The following is a 15,140-nucleotide window of genomic DNA, read 5'->3' as shown; positions in this document are numbered from 1 at the left end:
GCTTTTGTTTTGCCCCATGTCCGACTCCACCATCCTCCATCCCCTCAGCCCCTCTGGCCGGGAGACGCCTCAACCCCTCTCTGCCGCCGATCCAGAGCTGGAGCTGCTAGAGCAGAGAGAACTCTTCGTCTGGCGGCACATCGGGCCAGACGCCCAGCAAATCCGTCAGATGTTGCAGGCCTTGGGGCTGAGCTCTCTACGGGAATTAGTGGATAAGGCGGTGCCGGCGGCGATTCGCAGCAGCCGACCCCTGCACCTGGGATCCCCCAGCAGTGAGCAGCAAGTATTGGCAGAACTGAGGGCAATGGCGGCCCAGAACCAGGTGTGGCGCTCCTTTTTGGGCATGGGCTATTCCAACTGCCTGACGCCGCCGGTGATCCAGCGCAACATTCTGGAGAACCCCGGCTGGTACACCCAGTACACCCCCTACCAGGCGGAGATCGCCCAGGGGCGGCTAGAGGCCCTGCTCAATTTCCAGACGATGGTGATCGATCTAACAGGCATGGAGATCGCCAATGCCTCCCTGCTGGACGAAGCCACTGCTGCCGCTGAGGCTATGAGCCTGGCCTACGCCCTGGCAGGCAAGGGATCCCAGGTCTTCTGGGTGGATCGCGGCTGCCATCCCCAGACCATTGCCGTCGTGCAGACGCGGGCAGAGCCCTTGGGGATCCAGGTGCGTGTGGCAGATCCTTCCCAGTTTGAGCTTGGGAACGGCTTTGGCGTGCTCTTGCAGTATCCCAACACCTATGGAGAGATCCGGGATTACCGCAAGCTGGTGGAGCAGGCCCACCAAAGAGGGATGGTGGTGGCCGTAGCTGCTGACTTGCTCAGCCTGACTCTCTTGCAACCGCCAGGGGAGTGGGGGGCAGACATTGTGGTGGGATCCACCCAGCGCTTTGGGGTGCCCCTGGGCTACGGCGGCCCCCACGCTGCCTACTTTGCCACCCGCGAGGCCCACAAACGGCTGCTGCCGGGGCGGCTGGTGGGGATCTCCCAAGATGCCCAGGGCAGGCCGGCCCTGCGCCTAGCCCTACAAACGCGGGAGCAGCACATCCGCCGCGACAAGGCCACCAGCAACATCTGCACCGCCCAGGTGCTCTTAGCGGTGGTGGCCTCCATGTATGCCGTCTATCACGGCCCGCGCGGCCTGCGGCAAATTGCCGAACGCATCCATCGCCAGGCCCATCACCTGGCCGCCGGGATCCGGGATCTGGGCTACAGGGTGGGGCCAGAGTATTTCTTCGATACCTTTTGGGTGAAGGCAGAGTCCCCCGAACAGGTCGGCCAGATCCAAGAGCGGGCCGCCCAGCGGCGCATCAACCTGCGGCGGATCGACGAGACTACCCTGGGGATCAGCGTGGACGAGGCCACAACCTCTCAAGATCTGCGCGATCTCTGGGAAATCTTCGCTGGCTCCAAGGAGCCAGCCTGGGATCCCGAAGGCCTGAGTTCGGATCCCCACCAAAGCCTGCCGCCTCAGCTCTTGCGCACCACCCCCTACCTCACCCATCCGGTGTTTAACCGCTACCACTCGGAAACGGAGCTGCTGCGCTATATCCACCGCCTGCAGAGCCGGGATCTCTCCCTTGTCCACTCCATGATCCCCTTGGGCTCCTGCACCATGAAGCTAAACGCCACAGCCGAGATGCTGCCCATAACCTGGCCGGAGTTTGCCCAGCTCCATCCTTTTGCGCCTCTGGAACAAGCTCGCGGCTATCAAACCCTCTTTGCCCAGTTGGAGCGAATGCTGGCAGAGATCACGGGCTTTGCCGGCGTCTCCCTCCAGCCCAACGCCGGATCCCAGGGGGAATATGCCGGCTTGCTGGCCATTCGTCGCTACCACCAGGCCCGCGGGGAAAGCCAGCGCCAGGTGTGCCTGATCCCCACCTCCGCCCATGGCACCAACCCCGCCAGCGCTGTCATGGCCGGGATGCAGGTGGTGAGCGTGGCCTGCGACAGGGCCGGCAACATCGACCTCGAAGACCTGCGGGCCAAGGTGGAGCAGCACCGGGAACGGCTGGCCGCCCTGATGATTACTTACCCCTCCACCCATGGGGTGTTTGAGGAAGGGATCCGCGAGATTTGCCAGATAATCCACGAGGCCGGGGGGCAGGTGTACATGGATGGGGCCAACCTCAACGCCCAGGTGGGCCTCTGCCGTCCTGCAGAGCTGGGAGCCGATGTCTGCCATCTCAACCTGCACAAGACCTTCTGCATCCCCCACGGCGGCGGCGGGCCGGGGGTGGGGCCTATTGCCGTTGCCCGTCATCTCCTGCCGCATTTGCCCGGCCACCCGTTTTTGCCTGGTTGCAACGGCCCGGTCAGTGCTGCCCCCTGGGGCAGCGCCAGCATCCTGCCCATCTCCTGGGCCTACATCCGCCTCATGGGATCCGCCGGCCTCACCCTAGCTACCCAAGTGGCCCTCCTCAACGCCAATTACATCGCCAAGCGGCTGGATCCCTACTACCCGGTGCTCTACAAAGGGCCAGGGGGATGGGTGGCCCACGAGTGCATCCTGGACCTGCGCCCCCTCAAGAAAAGCGCCGGCATTGAGGTCGAGGATGTAGCCAAGCGGCTGATGGACTACGGCTTCCACGCCCCCACCATCTCCTGGCCAGTGCCGGGGACAATGATGGTGGAACCCACTGAGAGCGAATCCCTAGAAGAGCTGGATCGCTTCTGCGAGGCAATGATTGCCATTCGCCAGGAGATTGCTGCCATTGAGCGGGGCGAGATGGATCCCGTGCGCAACCCCCTTAAACTTGCCCCCCACACCGCCGAGGTAGTGGTCACCGATCACTGGGATCGCCCCTACCCTCGCTCCCTGGCCGCCTATCCCCTCCCGTGGGTCAAAGAGCGCAAGTTCTGGCCCAGCGTCAGCCGCATCGACAACGCCTACGGGGATCGCCACCTGGTGTGCAGTTGTCAGCCCTGGCTGGAAACCCGATCCTTTAGCAGTGACGTCGAAGGATATCTGCTTTGACACGCCCGATCTCTTTTCCTGCCGCCGAAGTGGATCCCAGGGCTTGGAGCCTTGAGGAAAAAGTTGGGCAACTGTTCCTGGTTTATTTTGAGGGAGCCGAGTTTTCCCCTGCCCTCGAGGAGATGATCCGGAACTGCCACGTGGGCGGTCTGATCTTCTATTCGATTGCCGGAAACATTCAAACGTTGCCCCAGGTAGCCCAACTCATTGCCGCAGCTCAAGCACAAGCCCGTATCCCCTTGTGGATAGGCATTGATCAAGAAGGGGGGCCGGTGGTGCGCCTCACCGAGGGGGTAACCGTGTTTCCCAGCGCCATGGCGGTGGCAGCGGCGGGATCCCTGGCGAAGGCGGAAGCGATGGCCCGTGCGGTGGGAACGGAGCTGAAAAGTTTGGGGTTTAACCTCAACTTCGCCCCCGTTGTGGATGTGAACAGCAACCCCCACAACCCCATTATCGGCATCCGCGCCTTTGGGTCGGATCCGAAACAGGTAGCGGACTATGGCCTGGCCCTGTGGCGTGGCTACCGGCAAGCCGGGATCCTCTGCACGCCCAAACATTTTCCCGGCCATGGGGACACCGACCTCGATTCCCACCTGGGGTTGCCGCGGGTGGATCGCCCTCTGGAGGCGCTACAGGCCACGGAGCTGCGCCCGTTCCAGGCTTTGATCCGGGCAGGCACAGAGGCGATGATGACGGCGCATGTGGTGATGCCGGCCCTGGGATCCGCTAGCGCTACGCGACGCTTCCGCGAACGCGACAGCAGGACGCAGTCTTTGCGGCCGGCAACGCTGGCCCCTGAGGTGGTGTCGGGTTGGTTGCGGCAGAAGCTGGGGTTCAAGGGGCTTGTTCTGACGGATTCCCTGACCATGGGGGCCGTTGCCCGCAGCTATGGCATTCCCGAAGCGGCAGAACTGGCCTTCCGGGCAGGGGCCGATGTGCTCCTATTTGGGGCTGATCCCGGCTTTAGCCCGGCCATCCAAAAAGAAGCCTACGCCCATCTGCTGCAACAGTTTCGCGCTGGGCGTTTGTCAGTTGAACAATTGGATCGGTCGGTGGAGCGGATTTTGAACTTGAAGCGGCGCTACGGACTGGGATCCCCCTGCCCCCCTTTCCCCTCTGCCGACCTGGAAGAGCACCAAGCGCTGGCCCGCCAAATCGCTCAAGACAGCATCACGCTCCTGCGGGGATCCCTGCCCCCTTTGGCCCCCGACCCGCTGCTCATCACTCCTGTGCCTCTTCTGGGGGATCTTCTCCAAAACGCCCGGCCTGCTGCTCAAATTCTCAAGATCAGCCCAGAGCCTACCCCTGAGGATTGGCAAACAACCCTGCAAAGGGCGCCAAGAGCTGACCAAGTGCTGGTGGGCTCCCTTGATCTATTTCGTTACCCACTTCAGAGGGAGTTGCTGGGATCCCTTCCTCCCGAAAAGGTGATCGGGTTGGCTTTGGGATCCCCCTACGATGCCTTTGCCCTGCCCCAGATCCCGGTTTATTTGGCCTGCTATGGCTCTACCCCTGTCTCGCTGCAGGCGCTGCTCCAGGTGTTGCTGGGGCGGATCCCGGCCCGGGGTCGCTTGCCGGTGGAATCCCTTAGCAGCGGTCGAGGCTGCTGATGTTGCGCCGCGCCAGGGTGGGCACTGTTCGCTTCACCAAGCCCGTCAGGACATTGCCGGGGCCGATTTCCCACACCTCTTGGATGCCGTCGGCAGCCATCTGCAGCACTGTCTCTCGCCAGCGGACAGGGGCGGTCATCTGGGACAGCAGCGCCTGCTTGAGAACCGCGGGATCCCGGCTGGGGGTGGCGGTGCAGTTGCTGTAGACCGGCACTCGCGGAGCCTGAAAGTCAACCGCGCGCAAGGTGTGGGCAAAGGTTGCCGCCGCCGCCTGCATCAAGGGCGAGTGAAAGGCGCCGCTGACTTTGAGAGGAACGGTGCGCTTGGCCTGCAACTGCTCACAAACAGCCTGCACCCCCTCGACCGAGCCGCTGATCACCACCTGATCCGGGCTGTTGTCGTTGGCCAGGGTAACTTCAGGGATCATCTGGCACAGGTGCTCCAGCTTGTCGCGATCAAACCCCATCACCGCCGCCATGCTGCCCGGCGGATCCCCTGCGGCTTCCATCAATCGGCCCCGCAGCGCCACCAGCCGCAGGCCAGTCTCAAAATCAAATACCCCAGCGGCGTAGAGGGCGCTATATTCTCCCAAGCTGTGGCCGGCTGTGCAGGCGGGAGCCTGCCCCTGGGCATAGAGATAGTCCGTCAGCAGGGCCGACACCGTAAACAAAGCCGGCTGCGTGTAGACAGTTTGATGGATCTGCGCTTCCGACAGCGCCAAGGGATCCCATCCCAGCATCTCGCGGGCCCAAGCCAACTTCTGGGCCGCCCCTGGCCAATCTTGTAAGTCTTTTCCCATCCCCACCGCTTGGGATCCCTGGCCGGGATAGATCCAGGCAACGGTCATCAATTCATTTCCCCCAACGAAAGACAATCGCTCCCCAGGTGAGGCCGGCGCCAAAGCCCGCCATCACCCCCAGATCGCCAGCGCTAAACCGTCCTTGGTCGATCCAGGTGGCCAAGGCAATCGGCACCGAAGCGCCGGAGGTGTTGCCGTACTGTTCCAGGACGCTGGCCACCCGTTGTGGATCCAACTGCAAGCGCTTGGCCACGGCATCGAGAATGCGCTGGTTGGCCTGGTGGATAAAGTACCCCTGAACCGCCTCCGCCGGGATCCCGGCCCGAAAGAGAACTTTCTCGATAATCTCCGGCACCACCTGGACGGCAAATTTGTACACCTCGCGGCCATTCATGGCAATGGGGCAGCAGCGGTATTGACCCACCTGCAGGGATCCCACCAGGGGCCTGGCCTCGGTGGCCATGGACAAGCTGAGCAGCTCGCTGCCGCTGCCATCGCTGCGCAGCTCAATGCCGAGGATGCCGCCAGCTCCCGCTTCCCCCGCTTCCAGCACCACCGCCCCCGCCCCATCCCCAAACAGGACACAGGTGGTGCGATCCGCCCAATCCACCGTGCGGGAGAGGACATCCGCCGCCACCACCAGCGCCCGCCGGTACAGACCGGTTTGCAAAAACTGCGCTGCTGTGGCCACGGCAAACACAAACCCTGTGCAGGCTGCCGTCAGATCAAAAGCCACCGCCCCCGTTGCCCCCAGCGCCGCCTGTACCTGTGGAGCCGAGCCGAAGCGATCGACGGCGGTGGAAGTGGCCAGCAGGATCAAATCCAATTCTCGGGGCGGGATCCCGGCTTGATCCAGAGCGGCCCTTGCCGCCTGAGCCGCCAAGTCCACCAAACTCAAGTGGGGAGGGAGAATACGGCGTTGACGGATACCAGTGCGGGGCCAGATCCACTCATCGGAAGTTTCCACAATCTGGCTGAGGTCTTCGTTGCTCAGGCAAGGCTCCGGCAGGGCAGCCCCCACCCCCACCAGCCGCACCGTTGGGAGGCCATTGCTGGGCATGGACGCTATCCTTCCACCCGATCCAAAGGTCGCAGAGGCAGCACCTCTGAGCTGCAGTCAGAGGCAGACTGAAAAGGCCGGGCGCGCCGCTCGGAACTGAGATGAGACTCGCGAGGATCGGCCATTTCCGCTTGCAGTCGCTGCAGGATTTTTTGCTCCGCCGCTTCTTTGGCCAAACGAATGGCATGGTAGACCATCGGCGCCTTGGAGCTGCCGTGGGTAATGACGCAGATGCCGTTCACTCCCAGCAGCAGAGCGCCGCCGTATTCCACATAGTCCATGCGCCGCTTCACTTGCTTAAGGTTGGGCCGCAGCAGCCAGCAGCCCAGCTTGCCGCGCCAACCGCGGGGCAGCTCCTCCCGCAGCACCTGGGTGATCACCTGGCCGACGCTTTCGGCAAACTTGAGCAGGGCATTGCCGACAAAGCCGTCGCACACCACCACGTCAAACTCCCCGGTCAGCACGTCCCGCCCCTCGGCATTGCCGGCAAAGTGGATCCCTGGCAACTGGCTCAAGCGCTGGTGAGTAGCCAGGGCCAAGTCGTTGCCTTTGTTGGGCTCCTCGCCGATGTTGAGCAGGCCCACCCGCGGCTTCTCGATCCCCAACACACACTGGCAGTAAAGGGATCCCATGCGGGCAAACTGTTCCAAAAAGCGGGGCCGGCAGTCTACGTTGGCGCCCACATCCAAAAGCAGCACCGGCTTGCCCTTCAAAGTGGGCAAAAGAGCGCCGATGGCGGGACGGTCGATTCCCCCCAGTCGGCCCAAATTGAGGTAAGCTGCAGCCATCGCTGCCCCGGTGTTGCCGGCGGCCACCACCGCATCCGCCTGGTTGGCCCGCACCTGTTGCATCGAGACGTTGATGGAGGCTTTGGGCTTCTTGCGCACCATCAAGGGCTCTTCTGCCATGCCCACCTTGTCCTCAGCGGGCACAAGGGTGATCCCGGCGGGCAAGGGCTGGGGCAGAAAGGGCTTCAGGGAATCCGGGCAACCCACCAGTGCGATCCCGACCCGAAGCTGTCGATGGGCCAGCAAGGCACCCTTGACGATCTCCTCGGGAGCATAGTCACCCCCCATCGCATCAACCGCAATTCGCACGAGCCGACCTCACATTGGAATGTCCTTGGCAACCGCAAGCAAGAACCGGAGCAAAGCGCAACAAGCTCTGCAGTTCCCCTGCCCAAAAGCTGGGAGCCTCAATGGCTGCAGGATGCTACCGAATTTTACCAGATTTGTTCTCTTCGTTAAGACTGCAGATCCTGCGCCGAAACAGAAGGGATCCGTTGGAGCCGGCTCTCCCCACCCTCTCAAGCCTGAGTGAGGGCAGCCAAAAGAGAGTGGACCTGTTGGACGTGGGCGTGGGCCGCGGAGTTTCTCGCCTGGTGTTGGCCCAGCTCCGCCTCCAACTGCGCCAACTCTCCTGCCAACTCCGCCCAGCGATCTCGCTCGGGGTAGAGGGTGGCCTGCAGGTGGTTGAGGCGGCCCCAGGTTTCGGCCATCGCCTGGGTGCGCGCCCGCAGGGATCTCTCCTCCTGCTCCAGTTGTTGCCACTGCTGCTGCAATTCCTGCTCTTGGCGGGCCAGTTGCTCCTGTTGAGAGGCCAGGGAGGATTCCAGTTGGTGAACGAGGGTTTGCAGACGGTTTTTTTCCTGAAGAAGATCCTGCTTCTGGCTGCCGATCTGCTCCAGGATCGGCCCGATATCCACTTGAACCGGGGCGGCAGCCTGATTCTGAAGCTGCCTGAGACGGGCTTCCTGGCGGGCCAGCTCTTCGTATTCCCGCTGCAGGTTTTTCTCCTGGGGCGCCAGGGCCTCTTCCAGGGCGCTGCAGGCAGACTGGGCGTAGTCAATATCCATTTCAATATCGAACCGCTCCTCGGGAGAGGCGGTGGCCAGCCGCTCTTGCAGCTCCCGCAGGGTCTGCCGGTTTTGCTCCAGCTCCGCCCGCTGCTGGCTAACCTGGGCTGCCCGCTGCTCATAATCGCGACGCAGTTGGCTCACCAAGGCCGCCAGCTCCTCCACCGAGATCGCCGACCCTGAGGCACCTGGCCCGCCATTGCTGCTGCCATCGACGATGAAGTCGTACTCCTGCACCAGACGATAGGCTTTTTGGAACAAGCTCTCTTGGGATTGCAACTGCTGGAGGATCCTCTGCAGGTGCTCTTGATAGGCTCGCAGGGATCCCTGCCGGGCTTGCCATTCCGCTTGACCTTGTTCTAGGGATTGTCGGGATCCCCACCAAGCCGTGCGGCGTTCTTGCCAAGCGCGGTGGTCCCGATCCAGCTCCTCTTGCCGGGCTTGGGCCTGCTGACGTTCTGCCTCCAATTGGACAATCTCTTGATTCAAGTGCTCCTGCTGCTGCTGAACCTGGCTTTTTAGGCTGTGCAGAAGCGCCAAGGGATCCCCGGCCGGATGCAGGCTCTCCTGAAGCTGCCGCATCAAAGCCTGGAGCTGGGCTGCTTCTGCTTCCCCCAAACGGCTGGAGCGGGCCTCTTGCAACTGAGCTTGCAACTCTTGCCGCTGCCGGTTCAGGGCTTCTCGCTGTTCCCCGATCAGGCGCTGTTGTTCGGCCAGGTAGGCTTGCTGGGTCGCCAGTTCCTCTTTGAGGCTGTCCAGGAGCTTGCGCTCTTCCTCCACGCCCTTGTACTGCTCGTACAGCCGCCGCACCTCCTCTTCTTGGGCTGCCAATTCCATCTCGCGGCGAGTCAGCTCATGCGCCTGAAAAGTGAGAGACTGTTTCCAAACTTCGATCTCCTCTTCCTGGCTGCGGGCTTTGTCCTGCAAACGGCTGAAATTTTGCAGGTAGGTTACCAGTTGACGGGCGGCTTCGTTGATGCGGGCAACCTGACGGTTGCCGGAGATTTCCGCCAGTACCAAGGCCCCATCCTTGAAGCGACCGGCCTCTTGGGCAATGCGGCCTTCCAGGGTAATGGATTCTTCGTTCACGGCCACCCAGGTGTTGTCCTGCTGCTGCTTGGCCAGCAATTGCAGAGATGACTTAGCAAACCCAATCGGCTTGGATAGCTCTGCTAGGTACAGCACGCCTGAACTCCTTCAAAACAGCATGGACAGCAATCTTCCCAACTCTGCTCAGCCGAGCCTTTGCCCACGATCGGCAAAAAAGAGGGACGGAACGACTGCCGGAGCAAAACTCCCCAGAGCGCAAGAGGCTGCGTCAAGCTTCTCGACTACGTTTACTGTTGATTTTGATTCCACATCGCTCTGGGCAGCGCTTCAGCTCTACACTCAACCATAGGGTAAAAGAAACACCTTTGCCAGAGGCGGTTTGGGGATATTCGGGGTAGCTATTCAAACCGACCGCAGAGCACTAGAGTAGTCTAGGGTGAGGTGTAGAGTTCTGTTCAGGGGTGGTATGGAGCTAGAAGGTGAGCCGCTGGCCGTTCGTCGGCGTTCTCCTGCCCCGCCGGTCGTCGTCGCCTCTCAGGTGTACCAGACAACAGCGCCGGAAGCCAAACCGCGCCACATTTTAGAGGAGATCATCTGGCACAAAGAGCAGGAGGTGGAGCGCCAGCGGGAGCAGCTCCCCTTGAAGCAATTGCAGCAGCAACTGGATCAAGCGCCGCCGGTGCGGGATTTTGTGGCGGCCCTCACCCAATCTCCTCATCCGGTTTCTCTGATTGCCGAGGTAAAAAAAGCCTCCCCCAGCCGTGGGGTTCTCCGGGATCCCTTTGATCCGGTGGCCATTGCCCAAAGCTACGAGGCGGCGGGAGCCAGTTGCCTGTCGGTGCTCACGGATGAGCGGTTTTTTCAGGGCAGCGGCGAGTATCTGCGCCAGATCCGCCAGGCAGTCGGGATCCCCATCCTGTGCAAGGAGTTCATCCTCTACCCTTACCAAATCCTCTGGGCGCGTACTCTGGGGGCGGATGCGGTGCTGTTGATTGCTGCCATTCTCTCGGATGCGGATTTGGGCTATTTTCTCAAGCTGATCCAGCAATTGGGCATGGCAGCTCTGTTGGAGGTGCACACTTGCCAAGAGTTACAGCGGGTTTTGGGCTTGCCGCAACTGCACCAGGCCAAAGGTCAGGTGTTGGTCGGCATCAACAATCGGGATCTCAAAACCTTTGCGGTGGACTTGAACACGACGCGGGATCTCTTGGCCGCCCACCGGGATCGCCTGGGCGATCTGCCGGTGGTCAGCGAATCCGGCATTCACTCTCCTGCCGATCTGCAGCAGTTGCGGAGCTGGGGGGTGCGCGCCGTGCTGGTGGGGGAAGCGCTGGTAACGCAGCCGGATCCCGGCCAAGCCGTCCGCTCCCTGTTGTCATCCCAGTAAACCCAGGATTGTCAATGGATCCCAAGAATGGCCTAGATCGATGAAACGTATTCCTGTGCCAGCTCACGTCCACTACGAATTTCTGCTGCGGGTTCTGGAGCGGCAAACGTTTCCGACTGTGGAGGAACAGGATTTCGGCAATCGAGCCCGCACGCAAGAGCTGATCAACTCTTTGCGCAAAGCCCTGACCCAACAGTTGCAACTGGAGGAGGAGTGGCGACAGCGGGGCTATCAGGTGGATTACCGCTGGAACATAGAGGAGCCTCAGCCACCCTCTTGACCTTCCAGCCCACTGGAAGGTTTAGCATCAAGCAGGTGGCATTGGGTTGGGGAGGCTTCCCAGGATGCAAGTTGTTTTGACGGTGCCGAAGCTAGCCTGCTCCGCTTGTGTGGACACCATCACGCAGGCGGTGCGGCAGCGGGATCCCCAGGCCCAAGTGGAAGCGGATCCCAAGACCAAGCAGGTGCGGATTACGTCTGAGCGAGCCGACAGCGACTGGCGGCAGGTGCTTGCCCAAGTGGGCTATCCGCCGGCCTAGCGATTTTTTCCTGCCCGGCGGCGTCGGCAGGACAGAGTTCAGAGGTGGGGTTTTCCCCTTGTGGGGGGGAAGAGAGCTTTTGCGTCGCTTTTTCTTTACTACCTAAATTTTTGCTCTGAGGACAGCCATGTCTGATTCTGGTTCCCATTCCGCTGCCCCCGGCCTGTCCGCTTCATCTGCTGGCGGCACTTGGCGCTTGGCCATCCAGGGTATGAGCTGTGCCTCCTGCGCTGCCGGCGTTGAACAGGCCCTGAGTCGCGTGCGGGGCGTTACAGCCCAAACGGTCAACTTTGCCAGCGAGCAGGCCATCGTCCGCGGGGATCCCCGGCTGGTGAATCCCCAAGCATTGATCCGGGTGGTGGAGCAGGCGGGGTATCGGGCGCGCTTGGTCGAAGACGATTGGCAACAGTCGGATCCGGACGACACAGAACGGATCGCCCAACGGGCGGCAGAACGGGAATTGAAGCTGAAGGTGGCGATAGGAGTGGGCCTCAGCACGGTGCTGCTGATCGGATCCCTGCCGATGATGCTGGGACGGGAGATCCCCGGCCTGCCCCCCTGGCTGCAGGATCCGTGGTTGCAGTTGCTGCTGACGGCGCCGGTGCAGTTTTGGGTGGGCCAGCATTTTTATCGTGGCGCCTGGGCGGCTTGGCAGCGGCGCTCGGCGGACATGAATACCTTGGTAGCTTTGGGAACGAGCGCTGCTTTTTTCTACTCCCTTTTGGCGACGACTTTCCCCGACTTCTTTCATCGCCAGGGCCTGCACCCGGATGTGTATTACGAAGTGGCGGCGGTGGTCGTCACCCTGGTGCTGGTGGGCAAGTGGATGGAGCAGCGGGCCAAAGGGCAAACCTCCGAAGCCATTCGCAAGCTGATGGGGTTGCAGCCGAAAACGGCAAGGGTCATCCGCGACGGGGTGGAGCAGGATATCCCGATTGCGGCGGTGCAGGTGGGGGATCGGATCCGGGTGCGCCCCGGTGAGAAGGTGCCGGTGGATGGGGTCATTCTAGAGGGATCCTCCAGCCTGGACGAGTCGATGGTAACTGGCGAGAGCCTGCCGGTGAGCAAGTCGGCAGGAGATGAGGTGATCGGGGCCACCCTCAACCAGACGGGCAGCTTTGTGATGGAAGCGCGGCGGGTGGGCAAAGATACGCTTCTGGCCCAGATCGTGCGCCTGGTGCAGGAGGCCCAGGGATCCAAGGCCCCCATTCAACAAGTGGCGGATCGGGTGACCTCCTGGTTTGTGCCGGCGGTGATCGGGGTAGCCATTCTAACTTTTGTCCTCTGGTGGGGGCTGGCGGGCAATCCGACGCTGGCCTTAGTGAACACCATTGGGGTGCTGATCATCGCCTGCCCTTGTGCGCTGGGGTTGGCCACCCCCACCTCGATCATGGTGGCGACGGGGCGGGGGGCGGAATTGGGGATCCTGGTAAAAAGCGCCGATAGCCTGGAATTGGCCCACCGCTTGCGCACGGTGGTCTTGGACAAAACCGGCACCCTCACCGAGGGCCGTCCCAGCGTCACCGATATCTGGACGCCAGGCTCTTCTCCCCTAGCCCTGTTGCGCCTGGCAGCAGCAGTGGAACAATACTCGGAACATCCGCTGGCCCAGGCGGTGGTGCAAAAAGCCAAAGCCGAAGGCATCTCAATCCCGTCGGCCCAGCACTTTCAGGCAAAAGTGGGCGAGGGGGCAGAAGCCTGGGTGGAGGGGCAGCAGGTGCGCATCGGTCGGCTGAGCTGGCTGGGGATCCCGTGGGATCCCTCTTGGTCGGAGCGGGTTCAGACCTGGGAAAGCCAGGGCAAAACGGTGATCGGCGTGGCGCAATCCCATCGTCTGGTGGGGCTGTTGGCCATTGCCGACCCGATCAAACCCACCTCCCCCGCCGCGGTGCGCCAGCTGCAGGAGATGGGCCTGGAGGTGATTCTGCTAACCGGGGATAACCCCACCACTGCCCAGGCCATTGCTCGGCAGGCAGGCATTCGCCGGGTGATCGCCCAAGTCCGTCCTGAGCAAAAGGCAGCCTACATTCGCCAGCTCAGACGGCCCCGACACCCGGTAGCGATGGTGGGAGATGGCATCAACGATGCGCCGGCACTGGCAGAAGCCGATGTGGGGATCGCCATCGGGACGGGCACCGATGTGGCCATAGCCGCCAGCGACATTACCCTGATAGCCGGCGATTTGCGGGGCGTGGTCACCGCCATTCAACTCAGCCGCGCCACCCTTGCCAACATCCGCCAAAATCTCTTCTTCGCCTTTATCTACAACACCCTCGGGATCCCGATTGCCGCCGGGGCGCTCTACCCCTTCACCGGCTGGTTGCTCAACCCCATGCTGGCGGGGGCGGCCATGGCCTTGAGCTCTGTTTCTGTAGTGGCTAATGCCCTGCGGCTGCGGCATTTTCGGCCCTCACCCCCAACCCCTCTCCCAGCCCTCACCCCCAGCCCCTCTCCCTGAGGCACCCAAGCGCTCCGCGCCGCTCACGCGACCACCCCCAGCCCCTCTCCCTGAGGGAGAGGGGAGCTAGGGATCAAGGTAGGGGGCCGGGGCTATCCCCCCAGGGGGGCTTGGTGAAGAGCAAGCGGCAAGCTAACCTAAGAGGCTCGGGCAGATTGGGGAAAGCGCGGTGCAAATCCGCCACTGTGACGCAACTGTGATGGGATCCCTCCCTCAGCCAGAACACCCACCTGCCCTTGTCCTGTACCCCTTGCGATTCACAAGGAACGGAGTTTTTTGTGTTGAATACCCTCCCTGTTTCCCCTCCCCTTGCGGTTGGGCAGTTTCCTTCTCCTCCATTGCCCCTCTTGCTCATCGGCCATGGATCCCGCGACCCGGAGGGGCAGCAAGCCTTTCTGGAGTTGGCCCAAGCGTACCAATCCCTCACCCCCCAGCGGCCGGTGATCCCTTGTTTTTTGGAGCTGGCGCAGCCGAGCATCGCCCAGGGGGTGGAACAATGCTTGGCCCAAGGGTGGCAGGAGATCGTGGCCCTGCCGCTGTTGTTGTTTGGGGCGCGCCACAACAAGTTCGACGTGACCGTGGAGCTGGATCGCCTGCAGGCCCTCCACCCGCAGTTGCGCATCCACTACGGGGGGCCGCTGGGGATCCGCATCGAGATCTTGCAACTGCTGCGAGATCGCTTGGCCGCTTTGCTGGCTGCCCAACCGCGGCAGATCCCAGGGGCGGAAACGGTGTTGCTGTTTGTCGGTCGCGGCTCCAGCGATCCCGAAGCCAACGCCGAAGCCTGTAAGCTGGCCCGGCTGCTCTGGGAAGGGTCGGGGTTGGCCGCCGTAGAGACCTGCTTTATCGGCATCACCCACCCCCGCCTGCCGGTGGGTTTGGAGCGGGCCTTGTCCTGGCAGCCGCGCCGGGTGATCGTGCTGCCCTATTTTCTCTTCACAGGGGTGCTGGTGAAAAAAATCGAGGCGGCGGTGCAAGAGCGGCGACGCCAATACCCCGAGATCGAGTGGCTGATGCTGCCGGAGTTGGGTCTTGTGGATACGGTGCTGCACAGCCTGCAGCAACTGGAGCAGGAAGCCCTCCAGGGCCAAACCCCAATGAACTGCCACCTCTGCAAGTTTCGCCTGGCGGTGAGCGCAGAGCTGGGAGTGGGGCATACTCATCACCATGACCATCAGGATCACCCTCACGCGCAGGGATCCCATCACCACCACCATCATCATGACCATCATTCCCATGGGCAGGGATCCCATCACCATCACCACAACCACGGCCATGCCCCCGCAGCGGCTGCGGATCCCTGGGCTCAATTAGAGGATTACCACCGACGGGCTTGGCAAGTGCCTTAACGTAAGGTGCGGAATTCCCCACCGTCTATACGGTGGGGATGGATAGCACC

General features: G+C 62.3%; 11 protein-coding genes and 1 riboswitch. Of the genes, 7 read left to right on the top strand and 4 right to left on the bottom strand.

Annotation, left to right across the window (positions count from 1 at the left end; all coding sequences use genetic code 11):
• Window positions 1-16 precede the first annotated feature (16 nt).
• Both gcvP and NW844_RS09275 read left to right on the top strand, forming a co-directional pair.
• A complete protein-coding gene (gene gcvP, locus NW844_RS09280; protein WP_414335106.1) occupies window positions 17-2,983 on the top strand; it encodes an aminomethyl-transferring glycine dehydrogenase in 2,967 nt (988 codons plus the stop codon).
• A complete protein-coding gene (locus NW844_RS09275) occupies window positions 2,980-4,593 on the top strand; it encodes a glycoside hydrolase family 3 protein (RefSeq protein ID WP_414335104.1) in 1,614 nt (537 codons plus the stop codon). Before gcvP ends, NW844_RS09275 begins: the two co-directional genes overlap by 4 nt.
• Here NW844_RS09275 and fabD read toward each other — a convergent pair.
• The 4 genes from fabD to hmpF form a co-directional block, all read right to left on the bottom strand.
• Window positions 4,571-5,440 (bottom strand): ACP S-malonyltransferase, encoded by an 870-nt coding sequence (gene fabD, locus NW844_RS09270; protein ID WP_414335103.1) that lies wholly within the window; start codon window positions 5,438-5,440, stop codon window positions 4,571-4,573. The two genes, NW844_RS09275 and fabD, sit on opposite strands and share 23 nt — an antisense overlap.
• Before the next feature lie 4 nt (window positions 5,441-5,444).
• On the bottom strand, window positions 5,445-6,452 hold the full coding sequence (locus tag NW844_RS09265; RefSeq protein ID WP_414335102.1) for a beta-ketoacyl-ACP synthase III: 1,008 nt from the start codon (window positions 6,450-6,452) through the stop codon (window positions 5,445-5,447).
• A 5-nt stretch (window positions 6,453-6,457) separates the two neighbouring features.
• Complete coding sequence (gene plsX / locus NW844_RS09260; RefSeq protein ID WP_414335101.1) at window positions 6,458-7,549, bottom strand: phosphate acyltransferase PlsX; 1,092 nt, start codon at window positions 7,547-7,549, stop codon at window positions 6,458-6,460.
• Window positions 7,550-7,758: 209 nt separating this feature from the next.
• A complete protein-coding gene (gene hmpF / locus NW844_RS09255; protein WP_414335100.1) occupies window positions 7,759-9,492 on the bottom strand; it encodes a pilus motility taxis protein HmpF in 1,734 nt (577 codons plus the stop codon).
• A 352-nt stretch (window positions 9,493-9,844) separates the two neighbouring features.
• On the opposite strand from hmpF, the gene trpC reads away from it, so the two are divergent.
• From trpC to NW844_RS09230, 5 genes are all read left to right on the top strand, one after another.
• Window positions 9,845-10,744, top strand: a complete 900-nt coding sequence (gene trpC / locus NW844_RS09250; RefSeq protein ID WP_414335105.1) for an indole-3-glycerol phosphate synthase TrpC — start codon at window positions 9,845-9,847, stop codon at window positions 10,742-10,744.
• A 40-nt stretch (window positions 10,745-10,784) separates the two neighbouring features.
• Window positions 10,785-11,024, top strand: coding sequence for a DUF5340 domain-containing protein (locus NW844_RS09245; RefSeq protein ID WP_414335099.1), 240 nt, complete (start codon window positions 10,785-10,787; stop codon window positions 11,022-11,024).
• Between the two features lie 64 nt (window positions 11,025-11,088).
• Window positions 11,089-11,283: a heavy-metal-associated domain-containing protein gene (locus NW844_RS09240; RefSeq protein WP_414335098.1), complete on the top strand. Its 195-nt coding sequence runs from the start codon at window positions 11,089-11,091 to the stop codon at window positions 11,281-11,283.
• Window positions 11,284-11,410: 127 nt separating this feature from the next.
• Entirely contained in the window at window positions 11,411-13,741 is a 2,331-nt protein-coding gene (locus NW844_RS09235; RefSeq protein ID WP_414335097.1) for a heavy metal translocating P-type ATPase, read from the top strand.
• Window positions 13,742-13,853: 112 nt separating this feature from the next.
• Window positions 13,854-13,990, top strand: a riboswitch (cobalamin riboswitch).
• Window positions 13,991-14,019: 29 nt separating this feature from the next.
• Window positions 14,020-15,090 (top strand): sirohydrochlorin chelatase, encoded by a 1,071-nt coding sequence (locus NW844_RS09230; RefSeq protein WP_414335096.1) that lies wholly within the window; start codon window positions 14,020-14,022, stop codon window positions 15,088-15,090.
• Window positions 15,091-15,140: the final 50 nt, after the last annotated feature.

Source organism: Synechococcus sp. H55.2, assembly GCF_047462495.1.
Classification (GTDB): domain Bacteria; phylum Cyanobacteriota; class Cyanobacteriia; order Thermostichales; family Thermostichaceae; genus Thermostichus.
This window is presented reverse-complemented; position numbering and strand designations above follow the sequence as displayed.